Source organism: Herbidospora solisilvae (assembly GCF_009901565.1).
Classification (GTDB): Bacteria; Actinomycetota; Actinomycetes; order Streptosporangiales; family Streptosporangiaceae; genus Herbidospora; species Herbidospora solisilvae.
Genome location: NZ_WXEW01000006.1, coordinates 507,294 through 529,815, shown reverse-complemented (window position 1 = coordinate 529,815; position 22,522 = coordinate 507,294). Strand labels below are relative to the sequence as shown.

Annotated in this window: 19 protein-coding genes; 15 read left to right on the top strand and 4 right to left on the bottom strand. The window is 72.2% G+C overall.

The features are described from left to right. Nucleotides 1-76: 76 nt before the first annotated feature. The 5 genes from GT755_RS22485 to GT755_RS22465 all read left to right on the top strand — a co-directional run bounded on the left by GT755_RS22485 (nt 77) and on the right by GT755_RS22465 (nt 7,735). Complete coding sequence (locus tag GT755_RS22485) at nt 77-1,192, top strand: glycosyltransferase family 4 protein (protein WP_328794460.1); 1,116 nt, start codon at nt 77-79, stop codon at nt 1,190-1,192. Between the two features lie 15 nt (nt 1,193-1,207). Beyond that, complete coding sequence (gene manB / locus GT755_RS22480; RefSeq protein WP_328794459.1) at nt 1,208-2,311, top strand: mannose-1-phosphate guanylyltransferase; 1,104 nt, start codon at nt 1,208-1,210, stop codon at nt 2,309-2,311. Further along, the gene (locus GT755_RS22475; protein ID WP_161481598.1) at nt 2,304-3,227 is read left to right on the top strand and encodes a DNA-3-methyladenine glycosylase family protein; all 924 of its coding nucleotides are present in this window, start codon (nt 2,304-2,306) and stop codon (nt 3,225-3,227) included. Before manB ends, GT755_RS22475 begins: the two co-directional genes overlap by 8 nt. Nucleotides 3,228-3,257: 30 nt before the next feature. After that, nucleotides 3,258-5,780 (top strand): bifunctional FO biosynthesis protein CofGH, encoded by a 2,523-nt coding sequence (locus tag GT755_RS22470; protein WP_161481746.1) that lies wholly within the window; start codon nt 3,258-3,260, stop codon nt 5,778-5,780. 119 nt (nt 5,781-5,899) lie between these two features. After that, a complete protein-coding gene (locus GT755_RS22465) occupies nt 5,900-7,735 on the top strand; it encodes a WD40 repeat domain-containing protein (protein ID WP_161481597.1) in 1,836 nt (611 codons plus the stop codon). A gap of 6 nt (nt 7,736-7,741) precedes the next feature. Here the strand turns inward: GT755_RS22465 and GT755_RS22460 are convergent, their stop codons facing one another. Beyond that, nucleotides 7,742-9,019 (bottom strand): coenzyme F420-0:L-glutamate ligase, encoded by a 1,278-nt coding sequence (locus GT755_RS22460; RefSeq protein WP_161481596.1) that lies wholly within the window; start codon nt 9,017-9,019, stop codon nt 7,742-7,744. After that, nucleotides 9,016-9,954, bottom strand: coding sequence for a 2-phospho-L-lactate transferase (gene cofD / locus GT755_RS22455; RefSeq protein ID WP_161481595.1), 939 nt, complete (start codon nt 9,952-9,954; stop codon nt 9,016-9,018). Before cofD ends, GT755_RS22460 begins: the two co-directional genes overlap by 4 nt. 132 nt (nt 9,955-10,086) lie before the next feature. Here cofD and GT755_RS22450 point away from each other — a divergent pair, with 132 nt between their 5' ends. From GT755_RS22450 to GT755_RS22435, 4 genes are all read left to right on the top strand, one after another. Continuing rightward, nucleotides 10,087-11,373 carry a hypothetical protein gene (locus tag GT755_RS22450; protein WP_161481594.1) on the top strand — a complete coding sequence of 429 codons (1,287 nt, stop codon included), beginning with the start codon at nt 10,087-10,089 and terminating at the stop codon, nt 11,371-11,373. 199 nt (nt 11,374-11,572) lie between these two features. Continuing rightward, entirely contained in the window at nt 11,573-11,830 is a 258-nt protein-coding gene (locus tag GT755_RS22445) for a WhiB family transcriptional regulator (RefSeq protein WP_030451269.1), read from the top strand. Between the two features lie 139 nt (nt 11,831-11,969). Beyond that, nucleotides 11,970-14,744 (top strand): glycosyltransferase, encoded by a 2,775-nt coding sequence (locus GT755_RS22440; protein WP_161481593.1) that lies wholly within the window; start codon nt 11,970-11,972, stop codon nt 14,742-14,744. Beyond that, nucleotides 14,741-16,156: a DUF5719 family protein gene (locus GT755_RS22435; RefSeq protein ID WP_161481592.1), complete on the top strand. Its 1,416-nt coding sequence runs from the start codon at nt 14,741-14,743 to the stop codon at nt 16,154-16,156. The genes GT755_RS22440 and GT755_RS22435 overlap by 4 nt, the downstream gene beginning before the upstream one ends. Here the strand turns inward: GT755_RS22435 and GT755_RS22430 are convergent. Then, entirely contained in the window at nt 16,144-16,569 is a 426-nt protein-coding gene (locus tag GT755_RS22430) for a metallopeptidase family protein (RefSeq protein WP_030451266.1), read from the bottom strand. The two genes, GT755_RS22435 and GT755_RS22430, sit on opposite strands and share 13 nt — an antisense overlap. A gap of 113 nt (nt 16,570-16,682) precedes the next feature. Between GT755_RS22430 and GT755_RS22425 the strand changes: the two genes are divergently transcribed. Genes GT755_RS22425 through GT755_RS22405 form a run of 5 tightly spaced genes read left to right on the top strand, consistent with a single transcriptional unit; the run spans nt 16,683 to nt 20,687 of the window. Then, on the top strand, nt 16,683-17,039 hold the full coding sequence (locus GT755_RS22425) for a DUF3499 domain-containing protein (protein WP_030451265.1): 357 nt from the start codon (nt 16,683-16,685) through the stop codon (nt 17,037-17,039). Nucleotides 17,040-17,095: 56 nt separating this feature from the next. Continuing rightward, nucleotides 17,096-18,448: a phosphomannomutase/phosphoglucomutase gene (locus GT755_RS22420; RefSeq protein WP_161481591.1), complete on the top strand. Its 1,353-nt coding sequence runs from the start codon at nt 17,096-17,098 to the stop codon at nt 18,446-18,448. Further along, nucleotides 18,445-18,612, top strand: coding sequence for a Trm112 family protein (locus GT755_RS22415; protein ID WP_081898290.1), 168 nt, complete (start codon nt 18,445-18,447; stop codon nt 18,610-18,612). The genes GT755_RS22420 and GT755_RS22415 overlap by 4 nt, the downstream gene beginning before the upstream one ends. After that, nucleotides 18,609-19,718, top strand: a complete 1,110-nt coding sequence (locus tag GT755_RS22410; RefSeq protein WP_161481590.1) for an SIS domain-containing protein — start codon at nt 18,609-18,611, stop codon at nt 19,716-19,718. Before GT755_RS22415 ends, GT755_RS22410 begins: the two co-directional genes overlap by 4 nt. Nucleotides 19,719-19,751: 33 nt before the next feature. Beyond that, nucleotides 19,752-20,687 carry a cation diffusion facilitator family transporter gene (locus GT755_RS22405; protein WP_161481589.1) on the top strand — a complete coding sequence of 312 codons (936 nt, stop codon included), beginning with the start codon at nt 19,752-19,754 and terminating at the stop codon, nt 20,685-20,687. On the opposite strand, the gene GT755_RS22400 is transcribed toward GT755_RS22405, so the two are convergent. Continuing rightward, nucleotides 20,664-20,996: a MerR family transcriptional regulator gene (locus GT755_RS22400; RefSeq protein WP_161481588.1), complete on the bottom strand. Its 333-nt coding sequence runs from the start codon at nt 20,994-20,996 to the stop codon at nt 20,664-20,666. The genes GT755_RS22405 and GT755_RS22400 overlap by 24 nt on opposite strands. Nucleotides 20,997-21,091: 95 nt before the next feature. On the opposite strand from GT755_RS22400, the gene ahcY reads away from it, so the two are divergent. Further along, nucleotides 21,092-22,522 carry an adenosylhomocysteinase gene (gene ahcY, locus GT755_RS22395; protein ID WP_161481587.1) on the top strand — a complete coding sequence of 477 codons (1,431 nt, stop codon included), beginning with the start codon at nt 21,092-21,094 and terminating at the stop codon, nt 22,520-22,522.

Here is a 22,522-nt window from a genome sequence, read left to right as displayed (position 1 = left end):
GGCGAGGGAAAGCGGGGCCTTCCGTCACGTTCTTCCTTCGCCGCGCGTTGAGGGGAGCGATCTCTTGAAACCCCGAGTGCTCGTTGACGCCGCGGCCGTACCGGCCGACCGAGGCGCCCTGATCCGATACGTCGACGGACTGCTCGCCGCGCTCGACCGCCAGGGCGCCGACCTGGTCATCGTCTGCCAGCGGGCCGACGCCGAACGGTACGCCCGTCTCGCCCCCGGCGCGACGATCGTGCCCGGCCCCCACGCCATCGCCAACCGCGGCGCCCGCCTCGTCTGGGAGCAGACCGGGGTGCCGCTGCTGGCCCAGAAGGTCGGCGCCGACGTGATCCACGCCCCCTTCTACTCGGTGCCGCTGCGCTCCGAGGTGCCGAGTGTGGTGACCGTGCACGACGTCGCCTGCTTCACCGAGGCCGACCAGTACGAGTCCGACCGCGCCGCCTTCTTCCGCTCGGCCACCAAGACCGCCGTCCGGGCCGCCCGCCGGGTGATCACCCCGTCCAAGGCCACCCGCGACGAGCTCATCCGGGTCGTCGGCGCCGACCCGACCCGCATCGACGTCGCCTACCACGGCGTCGACCCCGACCTGTTCCACCCGCCGGCCGAGGCCGAGATCCGCCGGGTGACGAGCCGCCTCGGCATCCACGGCCGTCCCTACATCGCCTTCGTCGGCCCGGCCGAGCCACGTAAGAACGCGCCCAACCTGATCAGGGGCTTCGCCAAGGCCGTCGAGGGCCGGGAGAACCCGCCCGCCCTGGTCATCGCCGGGCCGGCCGAGAGCGGCCGGGAGGTCGAGGCGGCCATGCGGTCGCTGCCCGAGGGCGTCACGGTGGTGCGGACCGGCTACCTGCCGTTCGGCGACCTGGCCGGGTTCTACGGCGGCGCGCTGGCGGCGGCGTTCCCGTCGCGGTGTGAGGGGTTCGGCATGCCCGTGCTGGAGGCGATGGCGTGCGGCGCCCCGGTTCTGACGACCCAGCGCACGTCTCTCCCGGAGGTCGGCGGGGACGCGGTGGCGTACACCGAACCCGATTCCGACAGCATCGGGGCGGCGCTGCGGACGCTGCTCGATTCACCCGCCAGACGGGTCGAATTGGGCGCCGCGGGGCTCGCGAGAAGCCGTGAATTCACGTGGCAGATGTCCGCTCACGCACATCTGGTTTCCTATCAGCGTGCGACGGAACATTGAGTTAGCCTCGCCCATGTGACGGAGCCTTCTTTGCCCCAACCCGGTCAGCTTGAGGCGATTCTCCTGGTCGGCGGGCAGGGGACGCGGCTACGCCCGCTGACCCTCTTCACCCCCAAACCGCTGCTGCCCACCGCGGGCGTGCCGTTCCTCGCCCACCAGCTCGCCAAGGCGCGGGCCTGCGGGGTGACCCGGATCGTCTTCGCGACGTCCTACAAGGCCGAGATGTTCGCCGACGCCTTCGGCGACGGGTCGGCGTTCGGGCTGGAGATCGTCTACATGACCGAGGAGAGCCCGCTCGGCACCGGCGGCGCGATCCGCAACGCGGCCGAGGGGCTGACCGTCTCCGGCGACGCGCCGGTGCTGGTGCTCAACGGCGACATCCTGTCGGGCCACGACATCACCGCCCAGATCGCCCGGCACGTCGAGAGCGACGCCGCCGTCACGCTCCATCTCACCGAGGTCGACGACCCGTCGCGGTTCGGCTGCGTGCCGACCGACGAGCGGGGCCGGGTGACGGCGTTCCTGGAGAAGACCCCCAACCCCGTGACGAACCGGATCAACGCCGGTTGTTACGTCTTCACGCGGTCGGTCATCGACACGATCCCGGCCGGCGAGGTCGTCTCGGTCGAGCGGCAGACCTTCCCCGGCCTCATCGAGTCGGGCCACACGGTCATGGGCTTCGCCGACTCCTCCTACTGGCTCGACGTGGGCACTCCGGCGGCGTTCGTCCAGGGCTCCGCCGATCTCGTACGCGGCCTCCTCGCCTCCCCCGCCCTCCCGGGCGCACCGGGGGAGGCCCTGGTGCTCGACGGCGCGACCGTCTCGCCCGAGGCCAAGGTCACGGGCGGTTCGGTCATCGGGGCCAGGGCCGCCGTGGGGGCCGGGGCGACCGTGCGCGGTAGCGTGGTGGCCGACGACGCCGCCATCGCGCCCGGCGCGACGGTGATCGACTCGGTGATCGGGGCGGGCGCCACGATCGCCGAGGGGGTGGTGGTGCGCGAGACGGTCGTCGGCGACGGGGCGTCCATCGGGGCGCGGAACGAACTGACGGCGGGAGCCCGGGTGTGGCCCGGCGTCGACCTGCCGGAATGCGCGGTGAGATTCTCCAGCGATGCCTGAACGAAGTTGGCGCCCCGACGGCCCGCTGAACCTGGGGCTGACGGTGGCGCCGCACCGGCACGGCTCGGGAGACCCCGTCTGGCAGACCACGCCCGACGGGGCGCTCTGGCGTGCCTGCCGGACCCCCGAAGGCCCGGGAACGCTCCGGATCTCCGTCGTCGCGGGTCAGGTCCACGGCATGGCGTGGGGGCTCGGGGCCGAATGGCTCCTGGAGACGATGCCCGACCTGCTCGGCGCCGCCGACGACCCGGCCGGGTTCGGCGCGCTGCTCGACGCGATGGGCGACGACCCGGTCGCCGGGTTCCTGAAAGGGCTGCACCAACACGCCTCCGGGATGCGGATCGGCCGGGCCGGGAGGGTCTTCGAGGCGCTGGTGCCCGCCGTGCTGGAGCAGAAGGTGGTGGGCCGGGAGGCGTTCCGGGCCTGGCGCTGGCTGGTCCGCAAATACGGCGACCCCGCTCCCGGGCCCGGCCCCGAAGGGCTCAGGGTGCCGCCGTCGCCCGGCACCTGGCGGCTCGTGCCGTCGTGGGACTGGCACCGGGCGGGGGCGGAGGCCGTACGGGCCCGCACGATCGTCAACGCGGCCCGCCACGAGGGGAAGCTGGAGACGGCGAGCACCACATGGGAGGCCGACCGCCTGCTCCGGGCCCTGCCCGGCATCGGCGTCTGGACCTCCGCCGAGATCCGCCAGCGGGTCTGGGGCGACGCCGACGCCCCCAGCGTGGGCGACTACCACATCCCCGGGCTGGTCGGCTTCGCCCTCACCGGGGAGAAGACCGACGACGAGGGCATGCTGCGGCTGCTCGAACCCTTCGCCGGGCACCGCCACCGGGTGGTCCGCCTGATCGAGCTGAGCGGGCGCCGCCCGCCGGGCCGGGGCCCGCGCATGGCTCCCCGCGACTACCGCAATTTCTGATCAACGTAGTGTGCAGGTATGACGGCAGCAATGCGGCGGGCGCTGGCACGCGCGCGCGACGGCAAGACGATCGACGTGGCCGAGGCGGCCATTCTCCTGGAGGCCCGCGGCGCCGACCTCGACGCCCTGCTCGACCACGCCTCCCGCGTGCGTGACGCGGGACTGGAGGCGGCGGGCCGCCCCGGAGTGATCACCTACAGCCGCAAGGTCTTCATCCCCCTCACGCGGTTGTGCCGCGACCGCTGCGGTTACTGCACCTTCGCGACCGCCCCCGCCAAGCTGCCGAGCGCGTTCCTGTCTCCCGACGAGGTGCTGGCCATCGCCCGTGAGGGCGCGGCGATGGGCTGCAAGGAGGCCCTGTTCACCCTGGGCGACCGCCCCGAGGATCGCTGGCCGGCCGCCCGCGAGTGGCTCGACGCCCACGGCTACGACGACACCCTCTCCTATGTGCGCGCCATGGCGATCCGGGTGCTGGAGGAGACCGGCTTGCTGCCCCACCTCAACCCGGGCGTGCTGACCTGGCGCGACTTCCAGCGGCTCAAGCCGGTCGCGCCGTCGATGGGCATGATGCTGGAGACGACCTCGACGGCCCTGTTCACCGAGAAGGGCGGCGCCCACTACGGCTCGCCCGACAAGGACCCGGCCGTCCGCCTGCGTGTTCTGGAGGACGCCGGCCGCTCGAACGTGCCGTTCACCACCGGCATCCTGATCGGCATCGGCGAGACGATCCTCGACCGGGCCGAGTCGATCTTCGCGATCCGCCGGGTGGCGCGCGAGTACGGCGGCGTCCAGGAGGTGATCGTGCAGAACTTCCGCGCCAAGCCCGACACCGCGATGCGCGGCCTGCCCGACGCCGACCTGCAGGAACTCGCCGCGACGATCGCGGTGACCCGCATGGTGCTGGGGCCCCGCATGCGCGTGCAGGCCCCGCCGAACCTCATCGGCGACGAGTACGCCCTGATGATCCGCGCCGGCATCGACGACTGGGGCGGCGTCTCCCCGCTGACCCCCGACCACGTGAATCCCGAACGCCCGTGGCCGATGATCGACGCCCTCGCGGAACGCACCGCGGAATCCGGCTTCGACCTGCGCGAACGCCTGACGATCTACCCCGAGTACGTCCGGGCCGGCGAACCCTGGCTCGACCCCCGCCTGAGCGCCCACGTGGCGGCGCTGGCCGGGCCCGACGGCATGGCCCTCGACGTGCGGCCCGAACCCCGGCCGTGGCAGGAGCCCGACGGCGGCTTCACCCCGTCGGGCCGGGTCGACCTGCACACCGAGGTCGACACCACGGGCCGCACCCACGACCGCCGTGACGACTTCGACCACGTCTACGGCGACTGGGACGCGCTGAAGGACCGCCTCCCCACGGCCGTGTCGATGACGGGCGACGGCGCCGAGGCCCTCCGCCAGGCCGCCCGCGACCCGCTGGCGCTGACCGACGCCCAGGCCGAGGCGCTGCTGAACCTGACCGGCGAGGCGCTCGACGAACTGTGCGCGCTGGCCGACGGCCTGCGCCGCGAGGTCAACGGCGACGACGTCACCTACGTCGTCAACCGGAACATCAACTTCACCAACGTCTGCTACACGGGCTGCCGCTTCTGCGCCTTCGCCCAGCGCCGCACCGACGCCGACGCCTACACCCTGAGCCTCGACCAGGTCGCCGACCGCGCCGAGGAGGCCTGGGCGGCCGGTGCGACCGAGGTGTGCATGCAGGGCGGCATCCACCCCGACCTGCCCGGCAGCGCCTACTTCGACATCGCGCGCGCGGTGAAGGCCCGCACACCGGACATCCACGTGCACGCCTTCTCCCCGATGGAGGTCATCAACGGCGCCAGCCGGATGAACCTGTCGATCGAAGACTGGCTGACCGGCGCCCGCGAGGCCGGCGTCGACTCCCTGCCCGGCACGGCGGCCGAGATCCTCGACGACGACGTCCGCTGGGTGCTCACCAAGGGCAAACTGCCCGCCCGCGAGTGGATCGACGTCATCACCACGGCCCACCGGGTGGGCATCCCGACGACCTCGACGATGATGTACGGCCACGTCGACACCCACGCCCACTGGGTGAAACACATCCGGCTGATCCGGCGGCTCCAGGAGGAGACGGGCGGCTTCAGCGAGTTCGTGCTGCTCCCGTTCGTGCACCACAGCGCCCCGATCTACCTGGCCGGCATCGCCCGCCCGGGGCCGACGGCCGCCGAGAACCGCGCCGTCCACGCGGTGTCCCGGCTGCTGCTGCACGGCGCGATCGGCAACATCCAGTGCTCGTGGGTGAAGCTCCAGGACGACCTGTGCCGCCAGGTGCTGGCCGGGGGCGTGAACGACATCGGCGGGACCCTGATGGAGGAGACCATCAGCCGGATGGCGGGGTCGGAGAACGGGTCGTACAAGACCATCTCCGAACTGCGCGCCATGGTCGAGCTCAGCGGCCGTCCCCTCCGGCAGCGGACGACCGAGTACGGCACCCCGTCACCCGAACGCCGGGCGGCGGCGGAGGCGAGCGACGGGGTGTGCGCCAGTGTGCGACGGGTGCTGCCCGTGGTGAACTGAGTCGCGAAGTGGTCACAAACCGTGTACGGCCGGACGGCTGACCCGAAACTAGGATCATGTCGCGTCGGTGGTGGCGGTGGGTTGTGACCGGAGTGGTCACGGCCGTGTCCGTCGCGTCCGTGAGATTCCTGCTGATCTGGTGGCAGCTGGACGTCCTGGCGGACATCGCCCAGCTCGTGTCGTTGCTGGGTCTGCTTCCCGTGCTGGTCCTGGTGGCCGACTGGGTCCGCTCCCGGCGACCGGCCGAGGCCGACGCGGGCGGCGCGCTGGACGAACTGGTCCGCACCATCGGCGAGGCCTCCGACCGCGTCGAACGGTCGATGGTCCGCCAGGACGCACTGGGCGCCGGGCTCCTGGAGATGCGCGAGCGCCTGGGCGAGGCCGCCATCAGGCTGGCGGCGGAACGCCAGGCGCTGCGCGACGATCTGGCGGCCCGCGAACGGCTGGCCGCGGCCGTCACGGCCGACGATCGGGAACGCCGGCGGCTGAGGGCCGAGGTCGAGCGGCTGCACGACGATCTGCGCTCGGCCCGGCAGCGGCTGGCCGACACCGAACGGCTCCACGGAGAGGTGCAGCGGCGGCTCGACGAGTCCGAACGGCTCCGCGCGCAGGCCGACGAGCGGGCGGCCGACGCGCGCCGGCGGCTGGCCGAACTGGCCGGGCGAACCGGGAAGGGGAAGTCCCCGCGTGCCGATCTGCCGGTTCCGGTCATCACCGCCCGGGAGCTGATGGGGGAGGACGACCAGCGGGTCGCCGAGGAGATCCTGCGCCGGGTCGACCACGCCCTGGAACGTGAGGCGGCCGCTCTGGAGGAGGTCGGGGACGACCTGTCCGCGATCGGCCCGGCCGAACCGGGCCGGGACATCTCGCGGCACCGTAAGGCCCGGGCGCGGATGGCGGCCGCGGCCCTGCTGGCGGGCGTCCTGCTGGTGGGCCTCACGATCGCGACGACGGCGGCGGAGAACCCGGAGCCGAAACAGCCGTCTCATCCCGTCCGCGCGCCCTTCGGCGCGTTGGTCGGACGCCCGCTCGATGACCACGAGAGCGATGTCCGCGCGGTGGCGTTCGGGCAGGTGGCCGGCGTCCCGGTCGCGGTGTCCGGGGGAAGCGACCACCATGTTCGCGTGTGGGATCTGGCTCGTGGCGAGCAGCGTGGTCCCCTCCTGTCCGGTCACACCGGCGATGTCCTGGCGGTGGCGTTCGGGGAGGTCGACGGCGTTCCGGTCGCGGTGTCCGGCGGGACCGACGGCACGGTCCGGGTGTGGGACCTCGCCAAGGGCACGCAGCTCGGACCCGCTTTGGAGGGTCATACCGACAGCGTCACCGCGGTGGCGTTCGGGGAGGTCGACGGCGTGCCGGTCGCGGTGTCCGGCGGGACCGACGGCACGGTCCGGGTGTGGGATCTGGTCAGGAACGAGCAGCGCGACCCCGCCGTGGAGGGCGACATCGGCAGCGTCGTCGCGGTGGGGGTCGGGGAGGTCGACGGGGCTTCGGTCATCGTGTCCGGCGGGAGCACGGGCCGGTCGCGGGTGTGGGATCCCCGCTCCCGCGACTGGCATGACCGCGCTCTCGGCGCCGACGTCGAGAGCGCGTACACGATGGCGTTCGGGCAGATTGACGGGGTGCCGGTCGTGGTGTCCGGCGGATCCGACGGCGGCGTCCGGGTGTGGGACCTGGTCAGCGGCCGGCGGGTCGGTCCGACCTTGGCGGGCCACGACGGAAGCGTCCTGGCTCTGGCGTTCGGGGAGGTCGACGGCGTCCCGGTCGCGGTGTCCGGCGGGAGCGACGACACGGTCCAGGTGTGGGACCTCGCCAAGGGCGCACGCCGCGGCGTGGCCCTGACGGGCCACGCCGACGACGTCTACGCCGTCACGTTCGGGCGGCTGGACGGGGCGCCGATCGTGGTGTCCGGCGGGCTCGACAACACCCTCCGGGTTTGGAGCCTCGGTTCCTGACCCGGTTCAGCGGGTGACGTAGAAGTCCTCGGCCGACCTCGGCGGGCGCTGCCTCGGCGGTTCGGCCGCGTGGCCGATGGCCACCGCGCCCATCGGGTCCCAGGTGTCCGGGAGGTTCAGGACCTCCCGGACCACCGGGCGGCAGAACATCGTGGACGACACCCACGCCGACCCCAGCCCCTCGACCGCGAGCTGGACCAGGAAGTTCTGCACCCCGGCCCCCGTCGCGACCACGAACATCTCCCGCTCGGAGGTGTTGCGGCGGTCGTCGCGGTAGGTGTGGGAGCCGTCCATGACCAGGCACGGCACCGCCAGGTAGGGCGCGTCGCGCAGCACGTCGCCGCGCTTGATCCGCTTGGCGATCGACTCCTCGGTGAACCCGTCGCCGCGCAGGTCGGCGATCCACGCCTCGCGCATGGCGTCGACCAGCGCGAGCCGGGCCGCCGCGGTCTCCAGCAGCACGAACCGCCACGGCGTCGTGTGGTGGGGCGCCGGGGCCGAGATGGCGGCGGCGACCGCGCGGCGGACGGCGGCGCCGTCGACCGCCTCGCCGGAGAACCTCCTGATGGTGCGCCGGGCGAACACGACGTCGGCCGAGCCGTAGCGGAACAGGTCCTGGTCGGCGGGGCGGATCAGCGCGGCCCCGCCGGGGCCGTCGGCGTCGGTCACCAGGTGGCCCAGGCCCGAGACCACGGCCACCGGGACCCCGCTCAGCTTGCCCTTCACCAGTTCGGCCGCCGCCGCGATCTCGTCGATCAGGGCGGTGACCGTGGCGTTCAGCGGGTTGCCGTAGGCGTCGGTGGTGCCGCGCAGGTCGTCGAGCGGCCAGACGCCCGAGGCGCCCAGCGCGACGTCGGTCAGGCCGTTCCGCCACGGGCGTCCGAAGGTGTCCGAGACGATCACGCCGACCCGCACCCCGGCGAGCTCGGCCAGCCGCCGCCGGATCGCCGACGCCGACGCGTCGGGGTCCTCGGGCAGCAGCAGCACGGTCCCCGGCGCGGTGTTGGACGCGTCGACCCCGGCCGCCGCCATCACGTAGCCGTGCCGCGTCTGGGAGATGACGGTGTCGCCGCGCCGCGCGACCACCCGGACCGTCTCGGCCTCGATGGCCCCCGAGCGGTCGTCGGCCCGGACCACCCGGCCCTCGGCCTTGCTCACGATCTTCGAGGTGACGACGACCACGTCGCCGTCGGCCAGGCCGGGGACGGCCTTGGCGACCAGGGCCGGGATGTCGTCGCCGTAGCCGATCTCGGGCAGCCCCTGCACCCCGCTGATCGTGATCACGCCGCCACCTTCCCGGCCAGGTCGAGCGCCGCGGCGGCCAGATCGCGCGTCGCCTCGGGGGAGGACATCAGCAGAGGCCGGGCCTCCACGGCCACACCCTCCAGCGAGGTGGCCGCGTCCTCTTCGGCGACCAGCCACCCGTCGAGCAGGTCGGCGCCGTAGAGCTCCAGCACGCCCTGCGCCGAGGTCTGCACGCCGATCGCGGTCAGGCACGCGTCGGCCATGCCCCGCACGGGCGCGCCGCCGATGATGGGGGAGACCCCGACCACGGTCTTGGCGGCCACCGCCTCGCGGATGCCGGGGATCTGGAGGATCGTCCCGACGCTCACCACCGGGTTCGACGGCGGCAGGATCACCACGTCGGCCCGCTCCAGCGCCTCCAGCACCCCGGGCGCCGGCGTCGCCGACGCGGCTCCGACCAGGGCGATCTCCAGGGCGGGCGTGGACGCGCGCAGACGCACCCACCACTCCTGGAAGTGCACCGCGCGGCGGCCCCGCTCGTCTTCGATCACGACGTGGGTCTCGGTCTGGTCGTCGGTCATGGGCAGCAGGCGCACGCCCGGCCGCCAGCGGTCGCACAACGCCTCGGTCACCGCCGACAGGGGGTAACCGGCCGCGAGCATCTGCGAGCGCACGATGTGGGTGGCGAAGTCGCGGTCGCCCAGGCCGAACCACTGGGGCTGCATGCCGTAGGCGGCCAGCTCCTCTTTCACGGTGAACGTTTCATCCGCGCGGCCCCAGCCCTGCTCCTCGTTGATGCCGCCGCCGAGCGTGTACATCACGGTGTCGAGGTCGGGGCACACCCGCAGCCCGAACAGGGTGATGTCGTCGCCGGTGTTGCCGATGACGGTGATGTCGGATCCGGGAGCGGCCGCCTTGAGGCCGCGGAGGAAGCGGGCCCCGCCGATTCCGCCCGCGAGGGACACGATGCGCATGCCTGACAGTCTGGCATTCCATGCGAAACGCGAGATTGATGGGTCGCCGGGCATCCATGTCAGGCATATGCAAAACTCAGTTCCCATAAGCCGCATGAATTCCTGGGGGTAACTGTGGTGAAGGTTGACCCGGTGAGGCTCCGAGAGCCCGCCGCGTGGCTCCTTGTGGCAGCCGCGGGCACGACCGTTCTGGTCGGCGTCGTCCGACTCGTCTTCGGCGACTCCTCACCGCTCGGGGGAGCGGCCGAGTTCGGCATCCGGTCGGTCGTCGCCCTGTCGGAACTGACCTCCCCGGTCAACGCCGCGCTGGTCCTCGGCGCGGTCCTCCTCTCCACCCGCTTCGGCGGCGCCCCCACCCCCAAGAGCGGCCTCATCACCATGGGCGGCGCCGGCACCCTCGCCGTCGCCACGCTCTTCGGCGCGATCAGCCTGCTCGGCTCCCTGTTCAGCGGGCTCGGGTTCGGCGGCAAGCTCGAGACGCTGCTCCTCGGCGTGCCGACCTTCGCCCTCACCGGCCTCGCGCTGGTCTATGTGCTGACCATGGTGTCCCCGCTGCCGGCGGGCGCGGTCAAGCCGAAGAAGTCGCGGCGGCTCTCCGTGGTCCCCCCGGCCATCCCGTTCCCGCAGACGGGCGACGCCCATCCCGTGCAGAACCTGCCGGCCGAGCCCGACTACTCGCCCTACCCGCAGGGCCCGGTCTTCGACCAGAACGGCTACGCGGGCCAGCAGGTCGTCGAGGAGACCCCGCTCCCGCCGGTGACGCCCGTCGCCCCGGCCGCCCAGCGCGCCGAGCCGTACGACTACCCCGAGCCGGTCTACGACGACACCCCCGCCTCCTGGGACTCCTCGCCGTTCTCCGGCTTCTCGGGCCCGCAGTTCGCCCGCCAGGCCTACGAGCCCCCGGCGGCGGAGGCTCCTCCCGCCCCGCGTCCTCCCGTCATCGAGACGCCGTTCGACAGCTCCGTCCGCGCGGTCTCCGGCCGGGAGCCGGGCTACGACGTGGCCACGAACGAGACGGTCTACGGCGCTCCGGTGCTCGAACCGAGCTACGAGCCCCCGGCCCGCGAGAGCGCCTACGCGACCCAGCCCCCCGTCTACGGCGCCCCCTACGACCCCGGCTACGAGGGCGACATAAGGGAGCAGCAGCTCGCCCAGGCCTACCAGCAGGCGCAGAGCTACCAGCAGCAGCCCGACGCCTACCGCCAGAGCAACCCCTTCGGCCAGCCTCCGGCCCGGCCGCAGCGTTACCAGGGCGACCCGCTGAGCGACCCGCTCCGCGCCGAGGACCTGCTCGACCCGATCGACCCGGTCGCCATCTACCGCCCGGCAAAGACAGGGGAAGGTCTTCCTGCCGATCCGGCATCCCTCGATTCGGACGCCACCGCTCATTGGTACAGTCCGGACCGCCGGGATCGTTGATCCGAGCCGGGTCTGACAAGACCGGCCCTTTCCCCTGGTATCCCCCCGGTATCCCCATGGCGCTTGACGGGGCACGACTTACACGCGTGTAATTACAGCCATGTTGTTACGCCTTCTCCGAGGTGGGTAAGGGGAGGGCGTCCATAGGGGGGCACCAACTTTCGGGGTTGGTGACGGGCGGGCGACAGGGAGGTGTGCCGTGACCGAGCTGGTCATCGCACAGGCGCTCGACGGTGAAGATCTGGGCTGGCAGGAGCGCGCATTGTGCGCTCAGACCGACCCGGAGGCGTTCTTTCCAGAAAAGGGCGGCTCCACCCGAGAGGCGAAGAAGGTGTGCCGCGCGTGTGAAGTGCGCGCGGAGTGCCTTGAGTACGCGTTGGAACACGACGAACGATTCGGAATCTGGGGCGGACTGTCGGAGCGCGAGCGCCGACGCATGAAGCGCCAGGCCGTTTGACACCTATAGCCGGGCACTAGCCGGAAGCGACACGCGGGGGTCACATTTGTGGCCTCCGCTTGTCATTTGGGTCGGTGGCCGGTGCGGGGTGCCGTAGTGTTGGCGCGCAAAAGCCGCACATACCCCCAAGGATCCCCCCGTGCACTCGGTCACCGCGATCGTGGTCGCCCATGATGGCTCCCGTTGGCTCCGGGACACCCTCCGGGCGGTGCTCGCGCAGACCCGGCCGGTCGACCGGGGGGTCGGGGTCGACAACGGCAGCCGCGACGGCAGCCGTGACCTGCTCGGCGAGGCGTTCGGCAAACACAGCGTCGTGCAGATGCCGCGGGGCAGCGGGTTCGCCGAGGCCGTCCACGAGGTCGTCCGGCGGCTTCCGAAGGCGCCCGGCGACACCGAGTGGATCTGGTTGCTCCACGACGACTGCGCTCCCGACGCCCGCGCGCTGGAGTTCCTGCTCCACGCCGCCGACGAGTACCCCGAGACCGCCGTTCTGGGTCCGAAACTGCGCGACTGGCTCGACCGGAAGCTGCTGCTGGAGGTCGGCGTCACGGTCGCCCGCTCGGGCCGCCGCGAGACCGGGCTGGAGGCGCGCGAATACGACCAGGGCCAGCACGACGCCGAGCCCCGGGGCGTACGCGACGTGCTGGCGGTGTCGTCGGCCGGGATGCTGATCCGCCGCGACGTCTGGGACGAGCTCGGCGGCCTCGACGCCCGGCTCCCGCTGTTCCGCGACGACCTCGACTTCTGCTGGCGGGCCCGCGCCGCCGGGCACCGGGTGCTGGCGGTGACCGCCGCGGTGGCCTGGCACGCAGAGGCGTCGTCCAAGCGCCGCCGCCGCATCGCCGCCAGCGACGACCACCCCCGGCGGCTGGCCCGGCGTTATTCGCTGTTCGTGCTGATGGCGAACCTGCCGTTCTGGACGATGCTCTGGTCGCTGGTCCGCAACACGGTCGGGTCGCTGATCCGTACCGTGTTGTTCCTGGTCGCCAAGCAGCCCGCGCACGCCGTCGACGAGCTCGCCGCGATCGGCTCGGTGTTGTTCCATCCGCTGCGGCTGCGCCGGGCCAGGAAGGCGCGCAAGGGCAGCAGGGCCGGATATCGGCTGGTCAAACCCATGTTCAGCCCGCCGAGCCTGGCGTTCCGGCGGGCCTGGGAGATGGTGCAGAACCAGCTGTCGGGCGGTGGCCCGATGGACTCGGCCGGCCGTCACCACGCCGTCCAGCAACCGGGCGCCGAAGAGGGCGACGAACTGCTCAACGACGACGACGGGTTCCTGCGGCGCGCCTTCGCCAGTCCCGGCGTGCGGCTGTTCGTGCTGCTCACGGCGGTCGCCGTCGCGGCCGAGCGCGACCTGCTGACCGGGGGCATGCTCGGCGGCGGCGCGCTGGTGCCGGTCGCCGGCGGGGCCTCCGACCTGTGGGCGTTCTACACCGGCGAGTGGGCGCCGCCCTACGTCGCGGTGCTGGCGGTGTTGTCGACCGTCGCCTTCGGCAAGACCTGGCTGGCGGTGTCGATCCTGCTGCTGGGCTGCGTGCCGCTGTCGGGACTGAGCGCCTACCTGGCGACCAGGAGCTTCGTCTCCTACCGGCCCGCCCGGGTGTGGATGGCGGCCACCTACGCCCTGCTCCCGGTCGCGACCGGCGTGGTGGCGGCCGGGCGGATCGGCTCGGCGGTGGTGTTCATCCTGCTGCCCGTCTACGCCTCGCTCGCCACGAAGGTGCTGGCCGACACACGGAAACCGGCCCGCCGTGCGGCCTGGGGGCTGGGCCTGCTGCTGGCCGTGGGCACCGCGTTCGCCCCGATCCTGTACGTCTTCGTCGCCGTCCTCGGCCTGCTCGCCGCCCTGTCGTTCGGGGGAGTCCGGCGCGGGGTCGGCGGGAACCTGCTCATCGCCCTGGGCGTCCCGCTGATCCTGCTCGGGCCGTGGCTGGCCACGATCGTCCAGGACCCGGTCCGCATCCTGCGCGAGGCCGGGCTGCCGATGACCTCCTCGCCCCGGCTGGCCCCCGAGGCGCTGCTCACCCTCAACCCGGGCGGGCCCGGCACGCCGCCGATCTGGGCCACCGCGGGGCTGCTCGCCGTCGCCCTGGGCGCGCTGCTGCTGCGCCGCCACCAGTTCATCGTGGCCGTCGGATGGGGCGTGGCGATCGTCGGCGTGCTGGCGGCGACCGTGGTCAGCCGCATGTCGACCTGGCCCGGGGTGCCGCTGGCCTTCGCCGCCACCGGGCTGCTGGTGTCGACCGCGCTGGCCGCCCACCGCGTCGCCGAGTTCCGCAGGGCCGATGGGCTGCGGAAGGCGGGCGCGTTCCTGATCGTGCTGGTCGCCTTCGCCACCCCGGTCGCCGCCGCCACGTTGTGGATCATGGACCAGGCCGACGGGCCGCTCCGGCGGAACGTGCGCTCGCCGCTCCCGGCCATCGCCGAGGCGCAGTCGAAGCCCGGTCAGGGCACGCTGCTGATCCGGACCGCGGACACGGGGCTCACGTACACGGTCCTGCACGGCCGCATCCCGGTGATCGGCGAGTCCGAACGGGCCGCCTACGGCTCCGATTTCACCGACGCGGTGGCGGGGCTGGCCTCCGGCCGGGGCGGCGGCGACGCGGCCGCGCTGGCCGGGCGGGGCATCGCGTTCGTCAGCGTCCCGGCGCCGATCGACCCGGCCCTGCGGCGGGCCCTCGACTCCGAGCCGACCATGGCCCGGGTCACCCTCACGGACCGGGCCGGACTCTGGCGGATGACCGGGCCGGTCACCCCGGAAAGACCCCCGGCCGGCGACGCGTGGCACCGATGGTGGCTCTACGGGCAGGGGGCGCTCGTGGTGATCGTGCTGATCCTGGCGGCGCCGGGGGCGCGTACCGCCGAAACCGAGGCGATCGAGGAGATCCCGGCCGGTCGGGAGCGGGTGGCGGCGTGAGACGGCTCATCGAGAACCGGTTCGGCATGCTGGCGCTGGTGCTGATCGCGCTGGGCGCGGTCTACGGCGTCGCCTTCGTCAGCCGCCCGGCCCCCGCCGCCCCGGTGAAGGCCGAACCGGTGCGGGCGCCCATCGCGGCCGTCTCCACGGTCTGCCCCGACCCGGGCGGCGCCACGGTCACCGCCGTCACCCCGCCCAACGCGCAGGGCACGGGCCAGACCCTCATCGAGGACGGCGACGAGCCGGCCACCGTCGACGAGCCCGGCAAGCTCTGGCAGAAGACCATGGCCTCCGGCACCGACCCCATGCGGGTGCACGCGACCGGCGCGATGGCCTCCGGGCTGGAGGCCGCCCAGACCCGGCGCGCGCTGAGCGGCGAGGCCCGCGGCCTGGCGGGGGTGCGGTGCGTCGACCCCGGCGCCGACGCCTGGTTCGTCGGGCCCGGCCCGGCCGCCGGAGACCTCAGACTCCACCTCGCCAACGTCGAGTCGGCCCCCGCCGACGTGGCGCTGGTCGTCTACTCGGGCGAGGGCCAGGTCATCGCCGACCGGGCCAGCGGCCTGCTGCTCAAACCGGGCGAGCACCGCGTCGTCGACCTCAAGAAGGTCGCGCCGTCGCCGCTGGTCATGGCGCTGAACGTGTCGACCGGCCGGGGCCGGGTCGCGGCCGCCGTCGAGGCGGCCACCTCCGAGGGCGTCGACTGGCTGCCGCAGACCACCGCGCCGGCCGGGCGCGTCGTGGTGCCGGGCCTGCCCGGGAGCGCCGGCCGCCGCGAGCTCTACGTCGCCGCCCCCGGCGAGTCGGACGCCGTGGTCCACGTCAAGGCCGTGCTGAAAGACGGCTCCTACGCCCTGGAGAACCGCGAGACCGTCGAGGTGCCCGCCGGATCGGTCGTCACCCTCGACCTGTCGACCGGGGTGACCGGCCAGCCCGCCGCGATCGTGCTGACCTCGGAGACCCCCGTGGTCGCCGGGCTGAAGATCGTCGGCACCGGCGGCCGGACCGACGTCGCCTTCACCGCCGGGGCGCCGCCGATCGACCTCGGCAGCGTCGTGGCCGACGCCCGCTCGACCAAGACCGTCACCTCACGGCTGATCCTGAGCGCGCCCGACGCCGCCGCCGACGTCACCGTGACGCTGCTGCCGCGCGAGGGGAAGGCGCCCGACCCGATCGAGGTGGCGATCCCCGCCGCCCGTACCAAGGAGATCATCCTGAAGGGCCCGGCCAAGGGCTTCAGCGTGGTCGTCATGCCGAAGACGGGTTCCGGGCCCGTCTACGGCGGGCGGGTGATGGAGGAGCGCGCCGCGGGCGGGCAGCTCGTCACCGCCCAGCCGCTGGCCGTGGCGCGCACCTGGACGCTCGTGCCGCCGGTCGCCGAGCAGCCGTCGGCGGTGCTGTCTCAGCCGTCGTAGCCGGGGTCGACCTGTTCGGGGGTGAGCCCCAGGAGCGTGGAGACCTGCTCGACCACGACGGTGTGCACCAGCGCGGCCAGGCTCTCGCGGTCGCGGGCGCGCGCCTCCAGCGGGCGCCGGTAGACCACGACCATCGCCGGGTCGCCGCGCAGCGCCGGTTCGGCCCGGCCGAACGGGATCGGGTCGGAGGCCAGCCGCGCCGGGCCGTCGAGGAGCTCGGCGACCGGGGGCACCTCCTCGACGCCGAAGTCGACCGCCGCCAGCTCCTTGGCCCATCGCACGCGCAGCCGGTCGACGGCGTCGAGCACGAGGTCGTCGAACCGCTCGCCGCGCGACTTGGCGATCGGCACGTGGGACGGCGCGAGGGGGCCCCGCATGCCCCGCCCGTGGCGGTCCCGTCGTCGAGGAGTCATCAGGTCAGCTTAGGGCTCGGGCCGTGTTCAGGTGGTGTCCGGATTGTGGCGACACGCTCGTTAAGAGGGGCGGGGTGGTGGCAATGTGCGGGCGGACCGGATACGGTCCCTCCGTGAGCCCCGTCCGCAGCTGTTCCCGTACCGCCTGCAGGCAGCCTGCCGTCTTCACACTCACGTACGTTTACGCCGACTCGACCGCGGTTCTTGGCCCTCTGGCGACGTACGTCGAGCCGCACTGCTATGACCTGTGCGCGGAGCACGCCGAGCGGCTCACCGCGCCCCGCGGCTGGGAGGTCGTGCGGCTGCCCTATGAGCCGGGCGCGCCGTCCGGAGACGACCTCGAGGCGCTGGCCAACGCCGTCCGCGAGGCCGCCCGTCCGGCCCCCGCGCCGGGCGAGCCGACCGGCCAGGCCGTCGAGGTGGGCCGTCGTGGTCACCTCCGGGTCCTCAAGTCCAATCGCGACCGCTGAAGGCGCGCGGCCACTAGGCTTCCAACCCTAGGGATCTGCGACATATAGGGGCGGAATTGGGCGACCTCGCCAAGATCTTCAAGGCGTATGACGTACGCGGTGTCGTACCGGACGAGTTCGACGAGGAGATCGCCGAGGCCGTGGGGGCGGCCTTCGCGGAGGTGGTGGGGGCCGATCGGATCGTGATCGCCCACGACATGCGGGAGTCCTCCGGCCCACTCGCGGCGGCCTTCGCCCGCGGCGCGACCTCCCGGGGCGCCGATGTGATCAACGCCGGACTGGGCTCCACCGACCTGCTCTACTACGCCAGCGGCACCCTGAACCTGCCGGGCGTCATGTTCACCGCCAGCCACAACCCGGCGCAGTACAACGGCATGAAGATGTGCCGCGCGGGCGCCGTGCCGATCGGCTCGCAGACGGGCCTGACCGAGATCCGCGACCGTGCGATCGGGCTGCTGGGCGTCCCGGTGGCCGATCCGACCGGGAGCGTCACCACCCAGGACATGCTGCCCGGTTACGCGGCCCACCTGAAGTCGCTCGTCGACCTGTCGGCCATCCGGCCGCTGAAGGTCGTCGTCGACGCCGGCAACGGCATGGGCGGCCACACCGTGCCCGAGGTGTTCGCCGGGCTGCCGGTCGACCTCGTGCCGCTCTACTTCGAGCTCGACGGCTCCTTCCCCAACCACGAGGCCAACCCGATCGAGCCGGCCAACCTGGTCGACCTGCAGAAGGCCGTGGTGGAGCACGGGGCCGACCTCGGCATCGCCTTCGACGGCGACGCCGACCGCTGCTGGGTGATCGACGAGAAGGGCGCCTCGGTCTCCCCGTCGACGATCACCGCGCTGGTGGCGGCGCGCGAGCTGGCCAAGAACCCCGGGGCCACGGTCATCCACAACCTGATCACCTCGCGCGGCGTCCCCGAGATCATCAAGGAGAACGGCGGGGTGCCCGTCCGCACCCGCGTCGGCCACTCCTTCATCAAGGCCGAGATGGCCCGGACCGGCGCCGTCTTCGGCGGCGAACACTCCGCCCACTACTACTTCCGCGACTTCTGGTACGCCGACTCGGGCATGCTGGCCGCCCTCCACGTGCTGGCCGCCCTCGGCGAGCAGGACCGCCCCCTGTCGGAGGTGCTGGCCGCCTACGCGCGCTATTCGGCCTCCGGCGAGATCAACAGCACGGTGGCCGACCAGGCCGCCGCCACCGCCAAGGTGCGCGAGGTGTTCGGGTCCCGCGAGGGTGTTACCTTCGATGAGCTGGACGGCCTGACCGTCACCGGTCCGACCTGGTGGTTCAACCTGCGCCCGTCCAACACCGAACCGCTGCTCCGGCTCAACGCCGAGGGCGACGACGAGGTGACCATGGCCGGCGTGCGCGACGACGTTCTGAAAGAGGTTCGAGGGATTTGAAGATCGACGACTGGCTGCTGGAGATCCTGGCCTGCCCGGCGTGCAAGTCCCCGCTCCGGGCCGAGGCCGACGAACTGGCCTGCACCTCCGCGAGCTGCGGCCTGGTCTACCCGGTCCGCGACGACATTCCCGTGCTGCTGGTCGACGAGGCACGGAAGGCATGATCTGGGAGCCTGAGCTGCTCGACGACCAGGCCCATCTGGTCGCGGCCGATCCCTCGGGCATGCTTCCCGCGGTCGCCTCGGCGGCCGCCCAGGTCCGCACCGGCCGCCGGCTGGCCGCCGAGGCGGGCGTGGGGGTGGTCGCCACCGAGGGCCGCCCGAGGGCGATCGTGACGCTCGGCATGGGCGTCAGCGGCGTCTCGGGCGAGATCCTCAGGGCGATCTGCGGCAACGGCGCGCCGATCCCGGTCACGACCGCGAGCGGCCACCGGCTGCCCGGCTGGATCGGCGCCAACGATTTGGTGTTCGCCGTGTCGGCCTCCGGGGCCACCGAGGAGACCCTCGGGCTGGCCTGGGAGGCCGCCCGGCGCGGCTGCCGCCTGGTCGGCGTCGGCCGCCCCGGCTCGCCGCTCCAGGCGCTGTGCACGCAGCGCGGGGCGTCGTTCGTCCCGGTCGACGCCGCGCAGGGCCACGCCCGCGCGGCGCTGTGGGCGCTGACGGTCCCGCTCATCGTGGCGGCGTCGTCGCTGGGCCTGGCCGACGTCCCCGAGCCGGTGTACGAATCCACCGCCACCCTGCTCGAAGACCTGGCCCACCGGTGCCGGCCGTCGAGCGACACGTTCATCAACCCCGGCAAGACGCTGGCCATGGAGCTGGCCGAGTCGGTGCCGATGGTGTGGGGCTCCTCGGCGTTGCCGATCGTGGCCGCCCACCGGCTGGTCCACCAGCTCAACGAGAACGCCAAATACCCGGCGATCTTCGGCGAGCTGCCCGAGGCCGCCCACAACCAGGTGGCCGCCTTCGACGGCCCGCTCGCCGAGCGCGACATCTTCGCCGACACGCAGGGCCGCCAGCTGCGGCTGTTCGTGCTCCGCGACACCGACGAGGACGAACGCGAGACCCGCACCCGCGGCACCACGGTACGGCTGGCCGAAACCCGCGACGTGCGGGTGTCGGAGCTGATGGCCGAGGGGCGTCATCCACTTGAACGGCTGGCGACGCTGATCGGGCTGGCCGACTTCGCCAGCGTCTATCTGGCACTTGGTTATGGAATCGATCCCACTCCGGTGAGCGCGGTCCGGGAGTTGAAGGCCAGAATTGCCCGTTAGGATCTTTTGGCCGAAAACTGAGGGAGTGTCATCGTGAGCGCCAGTGGCGGAACGAAGGCGATCGTCGCGGCGTTGGTCGCCAACCTGTCGATCGCGGCGGCGAAGTTCGTCGCCTACCTGTTCACCGGATCGTCGTCCATGATCGCCGAGGCGGTCCACTCCGTGGCCGACTCGGGGAACCAGGCGCTGCTGCTGCTCGGCGGCAAGCGGGCGGCCAGGGAGCGCACCGAACAGCACCCGTTCGGCTACGGCCGTGAGCGCTACTTCTACTCGTTCGTGGTGGCGGTCGTGCTGTTCACGATCGGCGCGCTGTTCTCCCTCTACGAGGGCATCCACAAGATCCAGGCCCCCGAAGACCTCAGCACCCCGCAGTGGGCGTTCGGCGTGCTGATCTTCGCGATCATCGCCGAGGCGTTCTCGTTCCGGACCGCGATCAAGGAGTCGCTGCCGCACAAGGGCAACCTGACCTGGTGGCAGTTCATCCGCCGGTCGAAGTCGCCCGAGCTGCCGGTCATCGTGCTCGAAGACCTGGGCGCGCTGCTCGGTCTGATCTTCGCCCTCTTCGGCGTCACCATGGCCGTGGTCACCGGCAACCCCGTGTGGGACGGCATCGGCACCATCATGATCGGCGTGCTGCTCGGCGCGATCGCGATCGTGCTGGCCATCGAGACCAAGTCGCTGCTGATCGGCGAGAGCGCCGGCCCCGAGATCGACGCCCAGATCCGCGAGGCCCTGCAGAGCGCGCCCGAGGTGACCCGGGTCATCCACATGCGCACCCTCCACGTCGGCCCCGAGGAGCTGCTCGTCGCCGCCAAGATCGCCGTCGAGCACGACGACACCGCCGCCGAGGTCGCCCGGGGCATCGACGAGGCCGAGCAGCGGGTCCGCGCGGCCGTGCCGATCGCCCGGATCATCTACCTCGAACCGGCCATCGACGCGTCGTCGTCAACGACCGCGCAGCAGTCGTAGCGCCTTCTCCTTCTCGAAGTCCAGCGCCCTGCGGGGCGCCTGGATGCGCCCGATCCGCACGCCCAGGTCTCTCACGGCCTGGGCGACGACCGGCTCCGACAGTGCCCGCAGCGCGAAGGCGAGTTCGCCGGGCGAGACGTCGAACCGCTTCTCCAGCTCCATCGCCTGGGTGACGGCGGCGAGTTCCTCGTCGCCGAAGCGGCGGTGGGAACCGAGATCGCGGACGGGCGGGAGTAGCCCCAGGGCCTCCCGATATCGCAGCATTCTGGGCGACATGCCCAATTTGGCGGCGGCCTCCGTGATGCGCATACGCCTATTCTTACATTCTTGTGTCAGGTTCGGCGCTCGTAGGTGGTGTTCGGCCCTACAGTGGCAGAGGACGCTACGAGAGGGGACACCCCAAGATGGACTTCAAGGTCGCCGACCTGTCGCTCGCGGACTTCGGCCGCAAGGAGATCCGCCTCGCCGAGCACGAGATGCCGGGCCTGATGGCGACGCGCAAGGAGTTCGCCGCCTCCCAGCCGCTCCGGGGCGCGAAGATCATGGGCTCGCTGCACATGACCATCCAGACCGCCGTCCTGATCGAGACGCTGGTCGCCCTCGGCGCCGACGTGCGCTGGGTCTCGTGCAACATCTTCTCCACGCAGGACCACGCCGCCGCCGCGGTCGTCGTCGGCCCCGAGGGGACCGTCGAGGAGCCCAAGGGCGTGCCGGTGTTCGCCTGGAAGGGCGAGACGCTGGAGGAGTACTGGTGGTGCACCGACCAGGCCCTGCAGTGGCCTGACGGCACCGGCCCCAACATGATCCTCGACGACGGTGGCGACGCCACCCTGCTCGTCCACAAGGGCGCCGAGTTCGAGAAGGCCGGCGGCGTCGTGCCGACCGCCTCCGAAGACGACCCCGAGGAGTGGGGCATCATCCTCGACCTGCTCCGCCGCACGGTCAACGACGACCAGCGCTGGACCAAGACCGCCGAGGCGATCAAGGGCGTCACCGAGGAGACCACCACCGGTGTCCACCGCCTCTACGAGATGTTCAACAACGGCCAGCTGCTCTTCCCGGCCATCAACGTGAACGACTCGGTCACCAAGTCGAAGTTCGACAACAAGTACGGCTGCCGCCACTCGGTGATCGACGGCCTCAACCGCGCCACCGACGTGCTGATCGGCGGCAAGGTGGCCGTGGTCGCCGGCTACGGCGACGTCGGCAAGGGCTGCGCCGACGCGCTGCGCGGCCAGGGCGCCCGCGTCATCGTGACCGAGATCGACCCCATCTGCGCCCTCCAGGCCGCGATGGACGGCTTCCAGGTCACCACCCTGGAGGACGTCGTCGGCATCGCCGACATCTTCGTCACCACGACCGGCAACTTCGGCATCATCACCGCCGAGCACATGGCGCAGATGAAGCACAACGCGATCGTGTCCAACATCGGCCACTTCGACAACGAGATCGACATGGCCGGCCTCGCCCGCATCCCGGGCATCGTGAAGGAGGAGGTCAAGCCCCAGGTCCACACCTGGAGCTGGCCCGACGGCAAGCAGATCATCGTGCTGGCCGAGGGCCGCCTGATGAACCTGGGCTGCGCCACCGGCCACCCCTCGTTCGTCATGTCGAACTCCTTCACCAACCAGGTGATCGCGCAGATCGAGCTGTTCACCAAGACCGACGCCTACCCGATCGGCGTGTACGTGCTGCCCAAGCACCTCGACGAGAAGGTCGCCCGTCTCCACCTCGACGCGCTCGGCGTGAAGCTGACCACGCTGACCAAGAAGCAGGCGGAGTACATCGGCGTCGACGTCGAGGGCCCCTACAAGCCCGACCACTACCGCTACTGA